Consider the following 18,506-nt stretch of genomic DNA (forward strand, 5'->3'; position numbering starts at 1 on the left):
CCACTGAAAGGGAAGTCCTTGAAGCCCTCACCCTTCTTCCGCACCTCCGCGCGTCTCGTGACGGCGCTCGCCCTCGCCTTCACGGCGGCCTGCAGCGACGACACGGATCCCGACGACAACACCCCGGACGCGGGCTCCAACCCGGACGCGGGCACGACGGCGCCGCTGTACGCGTTCGTGGCGCAGGTGAGCACCGACACCACGTCCACCAGCTACGTCATCCTCACGGAGACGCTGGACCCGGCCACGCCGCTGTCGCTGACGAACGCCACGGAGATCAACGGCCGCGCGCTGGGCTCCGGCATTCCGAAGTCGGGCTCCCTCTTCGTCTCCAGCAGCGCCGGCGCCACCGTCACCCGCTACAACGTGACGGCCAGCAACACGCTGGAGAAGGCGGGCGAGGTCAGCTTCGCGGGCAAGGCCGTCACCTCCATTGGCGAGTACCAGAACCAGTTCCAGTTCGTCTCCGAGACGAAGGCCTACTACTTCGACGGCCGCAACTCGCAGATCATCGTCTGGAACCCGAAGGACATGACGGTGACGAACAGCGTCTCGCTGCCGGACATGACCCTCGCCGGGAGCACCCTCACGTTCGCCTCCAACCCGCTGAGCGTGGGCACCAAGGTGCTGATGCCGCTGGGCTGGCGCGCGGGCGCCGCCGTCAGCAAGCAGGCGGGCATCATCGTGGTGGACACCACGAACGACAGCGCCGTGGTGGTGAAGGATGATCGCTGCGGCTACGTGCGCGACGGCATCGTGGGCACCGACGGCAAGGTGTACCTGGCGACGGAGGCGTACGGCGCCGCGGAGAAGCGCGTGTCCGGCAGCAACCCCACCGTGCCCACCCCCTGCCTGCTGAAGTTCGACCCGGTGACGAACAAGTACGACGCGACCTTCTTCAAGGAGCTGGGCACGCTGACGAACGGCGGCGCCACGGGTTCGCTGCTCGCGGGCCCCAACGGCACGGGCTACCTGCGCGTGCTGGATGAGACGCTCTACCCTGTCCAGGCGGACACGAACGCGCGCGCGCTCGCGAGCAGCGTGGCCTGGAAGTGGTGGAAGCTGGACCCGGCCGCCGGCACGAACGCGACGCTGGTGGACACGCTGCCGGCCAGCACGGGCAGCTCCTTCCTGTACCAGGTGAACGGCCGCACGGTGTTCACCGAGTTCACCAACGGCGGCGGCACCACCAACTACCGCGAGCTGACGGACCTGAGCGGCAAGCTGGTGGCGACGCACCAGGGCCTGTCGTTCTCGTTCCTCCAGGTCCGCTAGTCCTCCGGACCGCTCGAAGCCTCCGGCCCCCGGGATGCTCAGCGTCCCGGGGGCCGTCTTCATCGCGGGTGGATCAGGTGCACATCAGCCAGGAGCACTTGCCGGACTGGCACTCGCGGCCGGAGGAGCACAGCGAGCCCTTGGGGCGCTTGTTCACGCACTTGCCGTCGTTGGTGCCCCAGCCGCAGAACTGGTTCGAGGCGCAGTGCGAGTCCGAGGAGCAGGTGCAGACGCCCGGGATGTCGCCGCAGTCGTCCAGGGCGCTGCACAGGCTGGACTTGCACTCCGCGTCGAAGCGGCACGTCTCCGACACCAGCTTGGTGCTGGGGGCGTAGGCCTTGCCGCAGATCTTCGGGTACGCCGCCTCGCGGGTGGCCTTCGGGACGTAGGCCGCGACGCCGCTGGTGTCGATGTCGTTGGCCGCGTCCGCCATGCCGGTGCGGGTGCTGTTGGCGCGCTCCCACATCCGGATGAAGTTCTCCGCGGAGCCCTCCAGGCCCGCGGTGTTGACGCCCAGCTGCTTCAGGTCCTTCACCACGTCCGGCAGCAGGCCCACGTGGGCCAGGCCGTACACGTCGAAGTCGGTGCCCAGGGGCGGCGGGCCGGCCGTGCGCTGCTGCTCCTCCTGCGAGTCCGCCTCCGCGCGGAAGCCCGCCGAGCACGCGCCGAAGTCACCGAAGCGCGGGCGCGTCTGCTGGATGAAGCCGTTGAGGTCCGCGCCGAAGCCCATGTTGACCTTGAGGCCCTGGCGGCCGAACTCGTACGCCTGCGCGAGCGAGCGCGTGGAGCCCTGGCAGGTGTTGGCCACCGTCGTGCGCGTATAGGCGCGCGTCTCGTCATGCGCGGTGCGCAGGCCGAACATGCCGCCCGTCTGGCGCACGTAGCGGACCACCCACGACGGCGTCGTCTTCTCGTTGGCGGCGAGGTCCGGGTTCATCACCTCGCGGAAGTGACCGTGGGAGATGAACAGCGGGTAGTACGTCCGCCCCTGGGACAGGGCATACGCGTCCTGGACGCTCTTCTCGGACATGTGGGCCATGTCGATGAGCATCCCCTTGTTCATCATCTCCTGGACCAGCGCCTTGCCGTCCGCGGTGAGCCCCTTCACGTTGCGGCAGTTGGCGTCCACGTCGAAGCCGAGCGTGAAGCCGTTGCCGGTGAGGCCGCAGTCCGTGTCGATGTGACAGTTCTCCAGGAACTGGGCCACCTGGAAGATGGCGTTGTGCGGGGCCGCGCCGCCAAAGCGGTTGTCCAGCTGGTGCACGGGCTGCAACGAGCGCACGCCCAGCGAATAGACGCGGTTCAACTCCGCGCGCCAGTCCTTGGTGCCGAACAGCTTGCTGGACTCGATGGAGAGCACCATGGCGAGCTTGCCGGACGCGATGATCTGCCGGGCGTGCGCGGGCGACAGGGCGATCTCCGCCCAGTCCGTGCGCGCGTCGAAGTCGCGCGCCATCTGGAGCTGGACGTCCACGTCCATCATCTCGTCACAGGGCCGCTTGAGGTTCTGGTACGGCAGCGCCTTGCAGAGGAACTCGTTGCTGACCAGCGACACCATGACCAGGGACATGCCGCCCTGGCGGGCCTTGTTCAGCCAGCCCTCCCACGCCTGCTGATGCGCGATGGTGTCCCAGCGCGGCCACTGGGTGGGCGTCTCCATGCGGCCCAGGTGCAGGCCGGTGTCGCCCTCCGTGCCCTCCACCTGGCCAATCACCTCCGACGCCACCGCGCCGCCCACGCCGAAGACGTCCGACAGGATGGGGATGCCGCCCAGGTTCACGCTGCCGGCGTTGGGACAGATGTTGAGCATGTCGCGCAGGTCCATGCGGACGCGCGCGTGGTCGCTCTCCGGCATGCCGCCGTCACAGCTCGCGAGCGTGCCGGTGTGGCTGCCGTGGAACCACCCGCCGGCGAAGGCCTCCTCCGCGAACATGTGGTGGTGCATCTCCGCGAAGCCGCTCACCGCGAGCGGCTGGGCCGCCTGGGCGGGCGCCTCCTCGGGTTGCACGGGCGGCTCGTCCGTGACGGGCCCACAGGCCAGCGCGAGCGACGTGGCCGCGAGCAGCGGTGAGAACAGAAACCTTGAGACAGTTCGGGAGCGACGCGACATGCGATGCACCTTTCCGGGTGGAGGTGCACCGGGCGTATCAGCACCGGTTCCGGCTAATCAAATCTCGCTGTCTAAGCACGGTGACGCATGACATTGACGCACCGCGCGGCACGGGTGGGTTGTCACCTGCTCGCGCCGTGGCCATGTGTCCTTCATGGCGGCCACCGACACGCTCCCCAACGCTCCGCTGCCGGAGCTGCTGAAGCGCGTGGGCTTCCAGCGGCGGCGGCGGGGGTTCGGCTCGGCCACCCAGTTGCTCTGGAACAGGGTGGAGAGCAACGCCTCGCTCCTCGCGCTGTGCCGGATCCGCGAGGACCTCACCCCCGAGGACGAGGCCATCCTGGGGCAGTGCCAGGAGAAGCTGGAGGCCGCCCGGTGGTGCCTGGACAAGCCCCTGGGGCGCTGGTCCTTCTCCTTCTGGGAGCTCATCCACGAGGTGGACGGGCTGCTGTTGCTCGTGATGCCCGCGTCCATGCTGGTGCCCCGGGCGCTGGAGATTCAACAGCAGTTCGAGCGCCGGGTGTCGGACGGCCGAGCCCAGCTCTGGCTCGGCGCGGACAGGGTGAGCGGTCCCCTGCCCCGCTGCGTGCGCAGGCTCGCCCACGTGGACGAGCCCGGCAGTGGACCCGCCGCCCCGCCGCCCTTCGACGCCGGGCAGGACCGCTACTGCCGCAGCGTGCTTCGCGGGGCGCTCGACAGCGTCAACCAGCAGGTGGACAAGACGTTCTGGCAGCTCTCCATCAACGTGTCGCTGCAGGTCTTCAGCACGCTGCTGTTGCTGGCGGTCTTCGTCGTCTCCATCGTGATCCTCTCGCCAGCGCTCATCGATGGCTGGCCAGACACCCTGGTGCCCAGGGGGCTGTTGCTGGTGGGGTTCGCGGGGGCGTCGGGGGCCATCGTCTCCAACATGCTGTCGAAGGAGCGCTTCGTCGTCGCCACGGGCGCGACGAGCCGCTTCTTCGCCTACCACCTGCTGGTGAAGCCCGTCCTCGGCGCGTTCGCGGCGCTGATGCTCCTCTTCCTGGAGCAGTCCCGCATGTTGTTCTCGGTGGACACCCAGACCGGGAACATGACCGGGGACACCAGCTCCGCCATCCTCCACATCGTCGTGAGCGGCCCCCAGGCCGTGTTCTTCACGCTGATGGCGCTGGCGGTGGTCGCGGGCTGGTCCGCGGACAAGCTCCTGAGCTCCATCATGGACAAGGTGCTGGGCCGGCTCCTCGGCCAGTCGGAGAAGGTGCTGCCTCCGTCCAGGCCCGTGGGCACGCCGGCGCCTCCCCCCAAAAGTGCGGTGCCGCCGTGACGCTCACGGAGACGCGTGGGCCTGGGGGCGGTGCACGGCCCTCCGGGTGAAGCGGGCCAGCGCGTCCAGCAACTCGTCCGCCATGTGCAGGGCGTCCGGCCGCCAGGGGGCGGTGAAGCGCGCGTCCATGCTCGTCTGGCGGATGTTGGACAGCCACTCGTGCACCACCCGCTCGGAGTAGCCCGCGCTGCGCGCCGCTTCGTGCAGCAGGGAGTATTCGCGCAGCAGGAAGGTGGAGAACGTGACGGGGTCGTCCGCGCCCAGGGCGATGGGCACCGGCGGCGGTGCGCCGTCCTCCGCGCGCGGCGGGTTGAGCCGCAGGATGGGATGGTTGCGCAGATCCAGCAGGTTGCCGATGAGCAGGTTGCTGGACGGGTTCACCTCCACCACCGTCCCTCGCGCCCCCACGTACCGGCGCATCGCGTCCTGCACCGCGCGAAGGGCGGCCACCTCCGACGCATCCAGGGGGATGTCCACCAACTGCTGGCCGCGCTGGAACACGCGCTCGTCCTCCCGGTACGCCACCAGGAGCCTCCGGACGTGCCTGGCGTTGAGGACCCGGCTCCAGTTCAACCGGTGGAAGGTGCGGCTGAAGGCATCCAGCCCCACGCCGCCCTCCTCACGCGCCAGCGGCGGGCACCAGAGGTTGTGCAACACGTGATGCGCTTCGGCCAGCACGTGCGGCGCGACGCAATATCCGAAGACGGACTCGGACAGCTCCCGCAGCTGGTTCTCCACCCGCTGCGTCCGTCCGGGGGGCGCCTCCGCGGCCAGCGCTGGCGGCAGCCGGTGGTCGCCGTACAGCCGCCACTCGAAGACCAGGTCCCATAGCCGGTCCTCGGCGGGCATCATCACCGCGCCCACGGACTCGGCCCACATCCCGGGCTCGACTCCAAGCGCGGTGGCGTGGCCCAGCCGTCCTCCCGTGCGGTCCAGCAGGTAGTGCACGCTCTCGTAGATGCGGCGCAGGCCCTCCATGAGGTGCCGGTAGTCCTCGCCCACGTGCGACGTCAGCCGCAGCGGCGGAGCGTTCCGGGCCTCCCGCTTCGTGGCGGCGCGCGCGGCGCCCCACCGCACGTAGCGGTACAGCGGCGCCAGCACCCACGTGGGCACGCTCAGCTCGTCCGACGCCACGTCCAGCCCCCGCACCAGCCAGAGCGACAGCGGCACCGCCCGCAGCAAGTCCACCAGCGCCTCCACCTGCACCGACTGCGCGGCGAAGTAGTCGGAGAACCGGCCGCCCAGGCGCACGCGTCCCTCGGGGACCGGCTCCGCGTACGTCCCCATGCCGTGCGCGGGCGGCTCGCCCTGCGTCCAGTGCCGGGCGGGATCCCGCGCCTTGATCAGGTGCATCACCACCCCGAACTCCGGCGGGCGTCCACCGACGGCGCGCTCCCCCGTGCGGCCCAGCACGCCCCGCCACGACTGCGTGAGGGAGGCCAGCTCCTCGGCGATGCCGATGGGATCATCCTCGAGGCTCGTGCGGACCTCCAGCGCGGCGATGGGCTGCTCCCCTCCGGCCACCGCGTAGGACACCTCCGCGCGCACGGCTCGCAGGGGGCGCTTCATCAGGCTCGGCCGTCCGTAGAAGCGGATGAACCACTGGAGCCCCGCGGTCATGGGGCGCTGCACATAGGCGCGATAACTGAGGCACCGCACGCGCTGGACCTGCCAGAAGAGGCGGTCGAAGTGCATGTCGTCGAGGCCCGCGTGCTCCAGGCCCGCCAGGTGCTTCAGGCCCGCGCGCACCAGCCAGCGCTCCCCTCCGTTGGGGGTGCTCAGCCGAAGCCGGAGCGCGATGGGATCGCACCGCCGCCACACCTCGTCGAGCGTCCCGGGGGGATCCGACACGTTGCTCGCGGCCAGCGGATGCAGGTCCGCGTAGAGGCCGCGCAGTTCGTCCAACGTGGGGAGGACCTCGCGGCGGCCACGAGAGAGCGCCTCCAGCGTCCGTGAGAGCACGCGCCGCCGCTGCGGCAGCCACGCCTGGGACTCCGAGAGGCCGCGCACGAACTCCAGCAGCGGAGGCGTCTCGCGGCGCAGGAGGAGCTCCGCGAGGACGCAGCGGGTCACCGCGGTCGCGATCAGCCAGCGCAGCATCACCTCCGCGTCGTCGAAGGGCAGCCCCGGCCCCGCCAGCATGCGCGGATCCAGCCCCGGGTCGCCCACGGCGGACAGCAGCGACGCCCACAGCAGCGGAAAGTCCATGCCCGCGCCCACGTGGTGGTGGACCTCCGCCACGCCGCGATCCAGCAGGTGGCGCACCAGCAGGGGCGGTTCGATGTCCACCCGCGTGGGGGGAGGCTCCACCGGCACGGCCGCGAGCAGCAGGTCCTCCGGCATCGCGAAGGTGAGCCAGCGGTAGTGCGTCAGCGCCTCCACCGCCTCCGCGCCCGTGCCCTGGAAGATGACGGTGACGCCGGGCCGGCGCTCCAGGTGGGTGTCCGCCAGGTGCCGCAGGTAGTGGAACATCGACACGCCCTGGCGCGGCGCCCGCCGGTGGCTGATGTGCCCGCGCGAGGGAAACCAGAACGCGTCGCGCACGGCGATGATCCGATCCAACGACCAGCCGCTGGCGTGCTCCGACAGGGTCTTCTCGCACTCGCGCCAGAGCGCCCGCGTGGGCCCGCCGGCCTCCGCGTCCAGCGACGGTACCAGCTCCGTCAACGCCGAGCGGAAGGCCCCGAGGCTTGTCAGCGGGAAGCTGGCCACCTCCGCGCGCACGTAGGCCTCCGGGATGCGGCGCGGGGCCAGGCTGCCCGGCGGTGGGCTGGAGCCGTCGCGGATCACGCGTGCTCTTCGGCGGACGCGGAGTCCCCTGGGGACGTCGTGCCCAGCACCACGCCCGTCAGCGGATCCCCTTCGTGGTCCACGACCGCGAACCAGGCCTCCACCACGGTGTCGAGCCAGCCGTAGTAGGTGTCCGACGCGCGCCCGCCGCCCGCGCCGAGCGCCTGGCGGAGCGACTCGGCCGCGCTGGAGCGGTTCACCGCGTCGCGCACCCGCTGCTGGCGGAAGGCGGCAAGCCTGGGCGCCAGGGCGCGCCAGTCCTTCATCAGCAGGTCCCAGCCTCCGCCCGCGGGGGCCTGTCCCGGCGGCTGGCGCAGCAGCCCTGGCGCATCCGGAGCGAGCGCGAGCTCCGGCAGCACCTGGAGGGGCAGCGTGTCGCGCAGCCAGACCTGCGCCGTCCACAGCCGGTCATATCCGGCGCTGTGCTCGCGGATCCGCGTGACGAGCTCCGCCACCGTGTCGCGCACCCGCTGCTCATACGGCGCCAGCGCGGCGGCCAGCCCCGGTCCCTCCAGCGCGGACGCGGCGCCCCGCCGCGCGTCTCCCCAGTCCCACCGGCCCAGCGCCCCACCGGCCACGGAGCAGATGTTCTCCACCCACGCGGCCTGGACGAGGCGGGCGCGCGCGGCCGCGTCCTGTCCGTCGCTCGCGGTGAGGAACCCCTTGGAGAGCCGCACGAGGAACGCGCGCCACTGCGCGGTGAGGACGGCGAACTCGATGAAGGTGTTCCAGGCGGGAGGCGTCCACCAGAAGCTGGCCTGGATGAACGGCTCTCCGCGCGCCTGGCCCGCCCAGAGCTCGTGCACGGTCACGACCATCTCCGGGCTCATCTCGAGGGGCGTCACGTCCGCGCTCAGCACGCGGGGGCGGTCGAAGAGCATCAGCACGTCATGCAGCAGCATGAACCAGCCGGCGACGCTCGCGGGCAGGGGGGCCTCGCGGCCAGAGTCCTCCAGCACCAGCACCACGTCGTGGAAGCGGCGCAGGTGCACCTCCGTGCCCAGCACCCGGTCGTGCGCGCCCGACCCGTTCCCCCCCGGGCCGCGAGGCGGCCCCCGCAGGACGCCGTGAAGGCTGGTGCGCTTGGAGCGGTGGATGGGCTTGCCCGTCAGGTCCAGACAGACGCGGCCCTGGTCGTCCTGCCGCAGGACGCGGTGGTGCAGCTGCTCGCTGGCCCAGGCCGGCAGGTCGCTCTCGTCGATGGCGTTGCGAAGCATCTCCGTGGCCACCCGGACCGCGGACTCGCCCTGCTCCGGAGCGCTGGCGCCGGGGCTGGGGGAGACGGAGGACAGGACCTCCCGCCGGACGGCGTGCCAGAGATCCTGCAGGGTCCGCGCGGGCAGCGTGAGTGCGAGCCGTCCCGCGTGGGTGAGGAGCGGCTCGCCCTCGTGCGCCTGGGCTTCGTGGGCCTCCGTGCCGTCGGTGCGCAGGGCTTCCCGGTAGCAGCGCGCCACCCCGGGGGTGAGCCGGCCTTCCAGGTCGAAGAGGTCCGCGAAGGAGTCCAGCACCCGCGCCTCCGTCCGCTTGCCGCGCGGCAGCTTCATGGTCCGCAGGAGTGCCCCCAGCGACTCCCCCTGCCCGTCCAGCGGGAAGCGCCACGCCTCATGGGGCTCCACCGGATCCAGCGCGATGCGGTAGCTGGGAGGCAGCGCTCGGCGCAGCGTGGTGGCGGCCTGACGCCGAGCGATGGCGAGCGACTCCTCCTGGCCGCGCGAGCCGATGCCGGCCTGTCCGGAGACGATGAGCTCCTTCTGGAAGGAGCGCTCCATGAAGCGCTGGAACTCCTGGTGGCCAGCGGCCAGGACGAACCAGAGGTGGCGGCTGGCCACCATGCGCGTGAGCTTCACGATGTTGTAGAGGTGCTCGATGCTGCGGTCCACGTTGTCGATGGGCAGCACGAGCAGCACCTGATCGCCGCCGGACGCGCCGAAGCGCGGCATGGACAGCGTCCGGGCCACGTCCTCCATGGCGTCGGCGAAGCGCGGCTGGAAGTTGGCGTAGATCTCCGACGCGCGGATCTGCTGCTCCGCGCGCACGCGGGCATCGGTGGTGGACGGGATGTCCTCCCACATGAACGACGCGTCGCGGATGAGGTGATCCAGCTTCCCCCACGTCTCCTCCGCGCCCTCCTCCAGGATGGAGGAGGCCCACCGCGAGGACTCCCCGCGCGCGCCCTTCGCGTGCCGGGGGTGGTCCAGCGCGGCCCGCACGCGGACCAGCAGCGTAGCCAGCAGGTTGGCCTGGGACGGGACGGGCTCCAGGTCCAGCGGCTCCAGCCAGAGGATGCGCCGTTCGATTCGTGCGAGCGTCCGCGACAGCGCGGCCACGTCGGGGCCGCCGGGCCCGCCGACGAAGCGCTTCCAGTCCTGCAGCGCCTGCACGGCGCTGAGCAGGAGCGTGGTCTTCCCGGAGCCGCGGGCGCCGGAGATGAGGAGGCTGGTGGAGAGGTGTTCGGTGCTGGTGCCCGCCGCGTTGGCGCCGTCCTCGCAGGCGGCCTCCAGCCAGGAGAAGAGCTCCCGGAGGCCCCGCTGGGTGGGCGTCAGCAGGTCGGCCCACGCGAAGGCCCGGGCCTCCGGGAGGGGGGTGGGCAGGTACGGCGTCCCCGCCTCCGGGGCATCCTTCGGGGTCGTGGCCATGGCCCCGGAGGATGGGCGGGGGATGACGCCGTGCGAATCACCCTGGAGTCAGGAGAGGTGTCGCAAGGTGGAAGCAGGGCGGGCGCGATTCTCGGAGCCACGTGCAGGCATACTCCTGAACGGGCCATCCCTGCTCCGTAGCTCCCTACCTTGGTGGAAAGACCGTGGCCGTGCGTCCCCGCGCTTGCATCGGACTCCTCCTCATTCTTTCGGCCTGCGCTGACACCGAGAGGCGATGCGCGGTCGCCTCCGCTGACGCCGCTGCCGTAGGCCTCGGACCATGATTTTGCAATTGGGGTGAGCACCCCATTGCACAGAGACGCGCTACTGCAAGCGGATCAGTCTCTGAATGTTGTCGTCACAGGGTGTAAACGATGACTCCGCGAAAGAAGCTTGCCGTCCTTGTCTACGCGCCTGCGCTCGCGGGCAAAGACCGCCGCGCAATCGATAGCGTTCATGGAATCGAGAAAGCGCTTCCCGAGTTGCGCCTGGAGTGTCGACTCTCCAAGGGCGGGCGCCCCATCGCACTACCGCAGCGTGACGCGTGGCTCATCGAAAGCATCGAGGACGGCGGATTCCCCATGGTGTGCAACGGGGACCCGAGTCACCCCGTGACGGTCTGGGGAAGGGAAAGAGACGGACTCTTCAGCGCAGGCGGTCAAGCCCAGTTCGAGGTGCATGCAAAACTGCCCCTGGACGAGCCGGTGATCACGTCAGCGGCGGCTGTGCTCGAGGGCGTGGCGGAAGGAGCGGGTGCGCTCTGGGGCCGAGCGACGCCCTACGACGCCGCGGTGGACATTGCGTCTCAGACGGCCCCCACGCTGGAGGGGCCGCCCGCCCCACGCAGGGGACTGCCAGCCCTGAAACTCTTCGAGCACATCCGCGCGCCCGAGATTCCCTATTACCTTGGGTGGCTGAACTACTGGTCTGCCGCGGCCGCGCAGGCCATCGGGTTCCCGGACCCGACCCGTGACGCCGAGCTGCTATCACGGTCGCGGCGCACAGCGACGGGCGGGTGGGTCGTGCAGCTGACGTCCGAGCCGCTCGACCTGGACAACCCCGCCCACCTGGACGCGCTCCTGCGGGCCTACGAGCGCTTTCCGGAGATCGGCGGACGCGCAGCGCCTTGAATGCACTCAGGGGACTCGTGGAGAGCCCTGGTCACGTGGACACCCAAGATGGGTGAGCACGCTACCCGTCGAAGCACGGCCCGCTCTGGCGGACCTCGACGGTGGACCACTCCGCCGCGGGGCACTGGGTGGCCAGCTCCAGCGCCTCCTCGCGCGTCTTCACGTCCACCAGGAAGAAGCCGCCGATGATCTCCTTGGACTCGGTGAACGGCCCGTCGCTGAAGCTGAGCTTCCCGTCGCGCCGCTCCACCCGGACGCCCTCCGCGTCCGAACGCAGCGAGTCCGCCGCCTGGAGGATGCCTCGCGCCTGGAGCGCCGCGCCGAAGCTCAGCATCCGCTCCATGCGCTCCGCCGCCACCCGCTTCTCCTCCACCGTCTGGGGCTTCCCACCCCCGGTCTGCATCACCACCAGCATGTACGACATGGCCTGCTCCTTGTTGGGCGCAAGCCTATGCCATCGGTCTGACGAGACCGCCACTACCCGCAGGGCCATGAATACCGGGCTTAAAAAGAATAACCTTGTCAGCCCTGCTTGCGAGGCTGACGACCCATGCGCACCTCCCCCTTCTCCATTCCCCTGCTGCTGACCCTGGCGGCCTCCGGCGGCTGTCGGAACGACGACCCACCCGCGCCCTCCCCGCTCAAGGCCACCCTCCACCGCACCGCCTACGGCGTCCCCCACATCGAGGCGGACGGGTATCGCGGCCTGGGCGCGGGCATCGGCTACGCGCAGGCGCAGGACGCGGTCTGCATCCTCGCGGATCAGTTCCTCAAGGTCCGTGGCGAGCGCGCGCGCTACCTGGGCCGGGGCCCCGGGGACGCCTTCCTCGAGAGCGACTTCACCTACCTGGGGCTCGCGCTGCGCACCCGCGCCGAGGCCTCCTTCGCGGAGCAGTCGCAGGAGCTGCGCGACCTCGTGCAGGGCTATGCCGCCGGCTACAACCAGTACCTCAAGGACGTGCCGGCGGATCAACGTCCCGCGCCGTGCCGTGGCGCGGCCTGGGTGAAGCCCATCAGCGCGTATGACCTGCTGGCGTACCACCTGGACCTGTCGCTGTTCGACACGCTGGTGCCGCTGCTCGGCTACGTGGGCAACGCCCAGCCGCCGGGCGTGGAGGCGGGAGGCCAGCGGCTCCCGTCGCGTCCGCTCGCGCTGCCGCGACGCAAGGACACGCTGGGCAGCAACGGCTGGGCGCTGGGCCGGGAGAAGACCGCCAGCGGCCGGGGCATGCTCGTCGCCAACCCGCACTTCCCCTGGGAGGGCAGCCTCCGCTTCCACGAGAGCCACCAGACCATCCCCGGCAAGCTCGACGTGTACGGCGTGTCCCTGCTGGGCGTGCCGGCCATCAACATCGGCTTCAACCGGGACCTCGCGTGGACGCATACCGTGACTGCGTCGAGCCACATGACGCTGTACCGGCTCAAGCTCGTGCCGGGCGACCCCACGGCGTATGTCTACGACGGCGCGATCCGCCGCATGACCTCGCGGACAGTCACCGTCGACGTGCGCGGGGACGACGGCGGCATGACGAAGGCGACGCGCACGTTCTGGCGCAGCCACTACGGCCCCATGCTCGCGGGCCCCGGCGCGGACTGGACGGGGGAGCTCGCGTACACGACGCGCGACGCCACGGAGAACAACGACCGGTTCGCGGAGCACTGGCTGCGCCTGAACAAGGCGAGCAGCCTCAACGAGGCGGCGGACGTGGAGCGCACGGTGCGCGGGGCGCCCTGGGTGAACACGCTCCTGACGAGCGTGGCCGGCGACACGCGCTACGTGGACGCGTCCCGGGTCCCCTTCCTGAGCCCCGACACCGTCGTGGCCTACCGCGACTCGCTCGAGTCCACGCCGGACGCGCCGGTGTTCGCGTCGCTGGGGCTCATCCTCCTGGATGGCAGCACGTCCCGCGACGAATGGGTGGGCCTGGACGGCGAGTCGCAAGGCCTGGTGCCGACGACCGTCATCCCGCAGCTCGCCCGGACGGACTTCGTGATGAACGCGAATGATCCGGCGACGTTCGCGAACCCCGCCCAGCCCCTGCTCAACCTGCCCTTCCTCTACGAAATCTTCGGGACGCGGGGCCGCATGAGCACGCGCTCGCACATGAACCTCACCCTCATCACCGAGCAGGGCGAGGCCGCGGCGTCCGGGAGCGACGGGCGCTTCACGCGCGAGGAGGCCGAGCAGGCCATCCTGAGCAACCGGACCTGGGTGGCGGAGCAGCTGCGCGCGGCCGTCGCGCAGCGCTGCCAGGGCGCGGGGCCGGTCGTCGTCGACGGCGCGCCAGTGGACATCACGGAGGCGTGCCGGTTGATCGCTGCGTGGGACGGCCGCCTGGAGCTGGATCGCCAGGGCGCGATCGTCTGGCGCGAGTTCCTGAACGGCTTCAGCCGCTCCGACCTCGTGGACAAGGGCGCCCTCTTCGCGCAGCCCTTCGACGCGGCCCGGGCGGCGGTGACGCCGGCCGGACTGGTGCCCGCCCCGGCGGTTGGCGTGGATCCGGTGAACCAGAAGCTGGCGGAGGCCGTGGCGCTCCTGGGCAAGGCGGGCATCGCGGTGGGAACGAAGCTGGGGGACGTGCAGTTCGCGTGGAAGGGGGACCGCAAGGTGCCGCTGCATGGGGGCGCGGCCTTCGAGGGCGTCACCAACGTCGTGGGCTATTCCGGCGTGAACGCGACGCTGCTGCCGCAGTCCCAGCCGCAGGGTCCGCTGCTCTCCCCGGGCACGGGGCTCACGCCGGAGGGCTACCTGGTCGACTTCGGGACCAGCTTCCTGATGGTGATGGAGTTCACGCAGGACGGCCCGCGCGCGAACGCGGTCCTCTCCTACGCGGAGTCCGCCGACCCGGCCTCCCCGCACTTCGCGGACCAGACGGACCTCTTCTCCGGCAAGCATTTCCGGCCCGTGCTCTTCAACAAAACGGACATCCTCGCGGACCCGGCGCTCACGACGACGGAGCTGCGCATCGACGCCACGTCGAAGCTCCAATAGCGGCGCGTGCACAGGTTGTGGGTGAGCCCTTCGTGCCCAAAGGGGGGAGCACCCGTCATGGAAACCCGCCGTCCCCTTCCCTGCCCTGACGACCGGGGAGGGCCGCCGTGCAGCGCCCGTCCCGGGGGAGGCGGCGCATGAAGCCGGGACAGCACACGCCGGAGGCCGAGACCTTCTTCCACCTCGGGCAGGGGCCGCTCGGGACGCATGCCTGTCACGGCACCGCCTGCTTCGTCGCGCGGCACCTCGACCCCGCGCGCTGGCGGCAGGCCACGTCGGGCGAGACCCGCGTCTACTGCCTGGGCCAGTGCTACCGCGCCCCCTCCATCACCGGCGAGGACGCCCGCCCGGAGGTGCACGTGCGGGCCCCTCGCGCCATCACGCTGGGGCGCGTCGCCAGCGGCGGAGCGCGCGCCCTGCCGGAGGCCACCCGTCAGGGAGCCTACGCGGCCCTGGAGCAGGCGCTGTCCTCTCTGCCCGAGGCCTTCATCGCGCAGGTGGAGCGCTCCGGGCTGCGCGGCCGAGGGGGCGCGGGCTTCCCCACCGGACGCAAGCTGCGCGCGGTGGCCGCCGCTCCGGGCGAGGAGAAGTACGTCGTGGCCAACGCGGACGAGGGCGACGCGGGCGCGTACATCGACCGGTTCCTGATGGAGGAGGACCCCCACGCCGTGCTGGAGGGCCTGCTGCTGGCGGCGTACGCGGTGGGGGCCCGCCGGGCAACGGTCTACGTGCGCAAGGAGTACCCGCTGGCCGCCTGCGTCCTGCACGTGGCCCTACACGAGGCCCACCGGGCGGGCCTGCTGGGGCCGCGCATCCTGGGCAGCGACTTCTCCTGTGAGGTCTCCGTCGAGGTGGGCCGCGGCAGCTACCTGTGTGGCGAGGAGACGGCGCTGCTCAACGCCCTGGAGGGACGCCGGCCCTTCGTGCGCGCCCGGCCTCCCTACCCCGCCCAGGCGGGCCTCTTCGGTCAACCCACGCTGGTGCAGAACGTGGAGACGCTCGCCAACCTGCCGTGGATCGCACGGCATGGCGGCCAGGCCTACGCCGCGCTGGGAGTCCCGGGCAGCCGGGGCACGAAGGTGCTGTCGCTCAACTCCCTCTTCCACCACCCGGGGCTCTACGAAGTGGAGCTGGGCACGCCGGTGCGCACCGTGGTGGAGGAGCTGGGAGGCGGGCTGAGGACCGGGCCGCTGAAGGGCGTCCTCATCGGGGGGCCGCTGGCGGGCATCCTCCCTCCGCACCTGCTGGACACCCCGCTGGGCTTCGACGAGCTCCAGGCGGTGGGCGCCTCCGTGGGCCATGGCGGCGTGGTGGCCTTCGACACGCACACGTCCATCGCCGAACTGGTGCACCACGTCTTCTCCTTCGGCGCGTATGAGTCGTGCGGGAGGTGCACGCCCTGCCGCCTGGGGGCGCGGCACGTCGAGCAGCTCTTCGCGCGCGTGCTGGACGCCGGCACCGCGCCCCGCTCCAGCGCGGCGGACTGGGAGGAGGTCGCCGAGGCGCTGCGCCTCACCAGCCTGTGCGGACACGGCACGGGCCTGGGCGACTTCGCCCGGAGCGTGCTGCGCCACTACCGGGAGGAGGTGGCGGCATGCTTCGGGTGACCATCGACGGACAGCCGCGCGAGTGCGCGCCGGGCACCGTCCTGGAAGCGCTGGAGGCGCTGGGGGTCGGCGTCCCCGCGCTCTGCAACGATTCACGCCTGGCGCCCGTGGGCGCGTGCCGCACCTGCATCGTGGAGGTCGAAGGCCACGAGCGCCCGGTGGCCGCCTGCACCACCCCGCTGGTGGAGGGCATGGTGGTGCGCACGCGCAGCCCCGGGGTGGAGGCGCAGCGGCGGGTGCTGCTGCGCCTGCTGGCCTCGGAGTACCCGGCCGAGGCGGTGGCGCGCCATCCGGACAAGCCCTTCCACCGCGCGCTGCGCGAGTACGGCCTGGACGGCGAGGCGCGCGGCGAGCACCGGCCGGAGCTGCGGGACGACTCGCACCCGTACATCCACGTGGACATGTCCCAGTGCATCCACTGCTACCGCTGCGTGCGCATCTGCGACGACGTGCAGGGGCAGTTCGTCTGGCGCGTGTGGAACCGGGGCGCGGACACGCGCATCCTCCCGGACGGGCCCAGCCTGAAGGAGAGCTCCTGTGTTTCCTGCGGCGCGTGCGTGGACAGCTGCCCCACCGGCGCGCTGGAGGACCGCACGCTGCTGGACCGGGGCTGGCCCGAGACATGGACGCGGACGACCTGCTCCTACTGCGGCGTGGGCTGCGAGATGGACGTGGGCACGCGCGCGGGCCGCATCGTCACCGTGCGCGCCTCGCGCGAGGGCCCGTCCAACCAGGGCCACCTGTGCTCCAAGGGCCGCTACGCCTTCGACTTCGTGACGGCACCGGACCGCGTCACCGTGCCGCTCCTGCGCGAGGCGGGCGGCTGGCGGCGCGCCTCCTGGGACGAGGCGCTGGGCTTCATCGCGCGGCGGCTGCGCAGCCTGCGGGACGCGCACGGCCCGGACGCGGTGGGGATGCTGGGCTCCGCGCGGGCCACCAACGAGGAGAACTACCTGGCGCAGAAGCTGGCCCGCGTGGTGCTGGGGACGAACAACGTGGACTGCTGCGCCCGCGTGTGCCACGCCCCCAGCGCCGCCGGGCTGAAGCAGATGCTGGGCACGGGCGCGTCCACCAACTCCTTCGAGGACGTGGACCACGCGCGCACCCTGCTGGTGGCCGGCAGCAACACCACCGAGTGCCACCCTGTCGTCGGCGCGCGCATCAAGCAGGCGGTGCTCAGGGGGGCGAAGCTCATCGTCATCGACTCGCGGCGCACGGAGCTGGCGCGCTACGCGGACGTGCACCTCCAGCCCCGGGCCGGCACGGACGTGCCGCTGCTCAACGCGCTGGCCCACGTGGTGGTGGCCGAAGGGCTGTGCGACGAGGACTTCCTGCGCGAGCGCGTGGACGCGCTGGAGGACTTCCGCACCTTCATCCACGGCTGGACGCCCGAGCACGCCGCGCGGCTGTGCGGCGTGGACGCGGACGCCCTCCGCCACGCGGCGCGCCTGTACGCCACCCACGGCCCGTCCATGATGGTGCACGGGCTGGGCATGACGGAGCACGTCCAGGGCACCGAGACGGTCATGGCGCTGGTGAACCTGGCGCTGCTGACGGGCAACCTCGGCGGGCCGGGCATGGGCGTCAACCCGATGCGCGGCCAGAACAACGTGCAGGGCTCCGCGCACATGGGCTGTGAGCCGGGACAGCTCACCGGCTACGTCCCCCTGGAGCAGCACCGGGCGCGCTTCGAGGCGGCCTGGGGCGCGCCCCTGCCCTCCACGCCGGGGCTGGACCTGATGCGGATGATGGAGGCGGCGCGCGGCGGGCGGCTCCACGCGCTGTGGGCCTTTGGCTACGACGTGCTGCTCACCAACCCGGACGCGAACACCACACGCGAGGCGCTGGAGCGGCTGGAGCTGCTGGTGGTGCAGGACCTGTTCCTCAACGAGACGGCGCGCGCCCTGGGCCACGTCTTCCTGCCCGCGTGCACCTCCTTCGAGAAGGACGGCACCTTCATGAACGGCGAGCGGCGCGTGCAGCGGGTGCGCGCGTCCCTGCCGCCCACGGGCGACTGCCTTCCGGACTGGGAGATCCTCTGCCGCGCGGCGCGCGCCCTGGGACACCCCGAGGGCTTCGCCTTCCAGTCCCCGGAGGAGGTCTGGGACGAGGTGCGGCGCGTGTGGCCCGCGGGCGCGGGCCTGTCCTACGCGCGCCTGGAGCACGGCGGCCTCCAGTGGCCCTGCCCCGACGAGCGCCACCCGGGCACGCGGGTGCTGCACACCGGGGCGTTCGCCCTGGGGCCCAGGGCGGCGCTGCGCCGCATCGGCTACGCGCCCTCTCCGGAAGCGCCCACGGAGGACTTCCCCTTCGTGCTGATGACGGGCCGGCGGCTGTATGCCTTCAACGCGGGGACGATGACGTCTCGCACGCCGAACGCGCGGCTCCAGCCCGGCGACTGGCTGGACATGGCCGCACCGGACGCGGAGCGGCTGGGGCTGGAGGACGGCGCGCGCGTGCGGGTGCGCAGCCGCTACGGAGAGGCGGTGCTGCCCATGCGCCGCGCCGAGGGGCTGCGCCCCGGGGAGCTCTTCACCACCTTCCACACGGTGGAGGTCTTCATCAACGCCGTCACCGGTCCGCATCAGGACGGGTACACCCATACGCCCGACTACAAGGTCACGGCCGTCCGCGTGGAGCGCGCGGAGTAGCGGAGGCGCGGC

General features: G+C 71.6%; 10 protein-coding genes. 6 read left to right on the forward strand and 4 right to left on the reverse strand.

The window, feature by feature from the left end; all coding sequences use genetic code 11:
- Positions 1-18: 18 nt before the first annotated feature.
- Entirely contained in the window at positions 19-1,275 is a 1,257-nt protein-coding gene (locus AABA78_RS17315) for a hypothetical protein (protein ID WP_338264140.1), read from the forward strand.
- Positions 1,276-1,348: 73 nt separating this feature from the next.
- Here the strand turns inward: AABA78_RS17315 and AABA78_RS17320 are convergent, their stop codons facing one another.
- Positions 1,349-3,385, reverse strand: coding sequence for a membrane dipeptidase (locus AABA78_RS17320; protein WP_338264141.1), 2,037 nt, complete (start codon positions 3,383-3,385; stop codon positions 1,349-1,351).
- A 154-nt stretch (positions 3,386-3,539) separates the two neighbouring features.
- Here AABA78_RS17320 and AABA78_RS17325 point away from each other — a divergent pair, with 154 nt between their 5' ends.
- Positions 3,540-4,688, forward strand: a complete 1,149-nt coding sequence (locus AABA78_RS17325) for a hypothetical protein (RefSeq protein ID WP_338264142.1) — start codon at positions 3,540-3,542, stop codon at positions 4,686-4,688.
- Between the two features lie 3 nt (positions 4,689-4,691).
- Here AABA78_RS17325 and AABA78_RS17330 read toward each other — a convergent pair whose 3' ends face one another.
- On the reverse strand, positions 4,692-7,478 hold the full coding sequence (locus tag AABA78_RS17330; protein ID WP_338264143.1) for a hypothetical protein: 2,787 nt from the start codon (positions 7,476-7,478) through the stop codon (positions 4,692-4,694).
- The gene (locus AABA78_RS17335) at positions 7,475-10,114 is read right to left on the reverse strand and encodes a hypothetical protein (protein WP_338264144.1); all 2,640 of its coding nucleotides are present in this window, start codon (positions 10,112-10,114) and stop codon (positions 7,475-7,477) included. Before AABA78_RS17335 ends, AABA78_RS17330 begins: the two co-directional genes overlap by 4 nt.
- A gap of 374 nt (positions 10,115-10,488) precedes the next feature.
- Between AABA78_RS17335 and AABA78_RS17345 the strand changes: the two genes are divergently transcribed.
- The gene (locus AABA78_RS17345) at positions 10,489-11,244 is read left to right on the forward strand and encodes a DUF5953 family protein (RefSeq protein WP_338264145.1); all 756 of its coding nucleotides are present in this window, start codon (positions 10,489-10,491) and stop codon (positions 11,242-11,244) included.
- 61 nt (positions 11,245-11,305) lie between these two features.
- On the opposite strand, the gene AABA78_RS17350 is transcribed toward AABA78_RS17345, so the two are convergent.
- The gene (locus AABA78_RS17350; RefSeq protein ID WP_338264146.1) at positions 11,306-11,668 is read right to left on the reverse strand and encodes a YciI family protein; all 363 of its coding nucleotides are present in this window, start codon (positions 11,666-11,668) and stop codon (positions 11,306-11,308) included.
- 126 nt (positions 11,669-11,794) lie between these two features.
- Between AABA78_RS17350 and AABA78_RS17355 the strand changes: the two genes are divergently transcribed.
- From AABA78_RS17355 to fdhF, 3 genes are all read left to right on the forward strand, one after another.
- Positions 11,795-14,236 carry a penicillin acylase family protein gene (locus AABA78_RS17355; RefSeq protein ID WP_338264147.1) on the forward strand — a complete coding sequence of 814 codons (2,442 nt, stop codon included), beginning with the start codon at positions 11,795-11,797 and terminating at the stop codon, positions 14,234-14,236.
- 137 nt (positions 14,237-14,373) lie between these two features.
- Entirely contained in the window at positions 14,374-15,843 is a 1,470-nt protein-coding gene (locus AABA78_RS17360; RefSeq protein WP_338264148.1) for a complex I 51 kDa subunit family protein, read from the forward strand.
- Complete coding sequence (gene fdhF / locus AABA78_RS17365) at positions 15,831-18,494, forward strand: formate dehydrogenase subunit alpha (RefSeq protein WP_338264149.1); 2,664 nt, start codon at positions 15,831-15,833, stop codon at positions 18,492-18,494. Before AABA78_RS17360 ends, fdhF begins: the two co-directional genes overlap by 13 nt.
- The last annotated feature ends 12 nt before the right edge of the window (positions 18,495-18,506 follow it).

Source organism: Corallococcus caeni (genome assembly GCF_036245865.1).
Taxonomy (GTDB): Bacteria; Myxococcota; Myxococcia; order Myxococcales; family Myxococcaceae; genus Corallococcus; species Corallococcus caeni.

What these genes read in the sequence shown, in the direction of transcription:
- AABA78_RS17320 (WP_338264141.1), bottom strand. Translation starts at nt 3,385, where the DNA reads ATGTCGCGTCGCTCCCGAACTGTCTCAAGGTTTCTGTTCTCACCGCTG.
- AABA78_RS17325 (WP_338264142.1), top strand. Translation starts at nt 3,540, where the DNA reads ATGGCGGCCACCGACACGCTCCCCAACGCTCCGCTGCCGGAGCTGCTG.
- AABA78_RS17335 (WP_338264144.1), bottom strand. Translation starts at nt 10,114, where the DNA reads ATGGCCACGACCCCGAAGGATGCCCCGGAGGCGGGGACGCCGTACCTG.
- AABA78_RS17345 (WP_338264145.1), top strand. Translation starts at nt 10,489, where the DNA reads ATGACTCCGCGAAAGAAGCTTGCCGTCCTTGTCTACGCGCCTGCGCTC.
- AABA78_RS17350 (WP_338264146.1), bottom strand. Translation starts at nt 11,668, where the DNA reads ATGTCGTACATGCTGGTGGTGATGCAGACCGGGGGTGGGAAGCCCCAG.
- AABA78_RS17355 (WP_338264147.1), top strand. Translation starts at nt 11,795, where the DNA reads ATGCGCACCTCCCCCTTCTCCATTCCCCTGCTGCTGACCCTGGCGGCC.
- AABA78_RS17360 (WP_338264148.1), top strand. Translation starts at nt 14,374, where the DNA reads ATGAAGCCGGGACAGCACACGCCGGAGGCCGAGACCTTCTTCCACCTC.
- fdhF (WP_338264149.1), top strand. Translation starts at nt 15,831, where the DNA reads ATGCTTCGGGTGACCATCGACGGACAGCCGCGCGAGTGCGCGCCGGGC.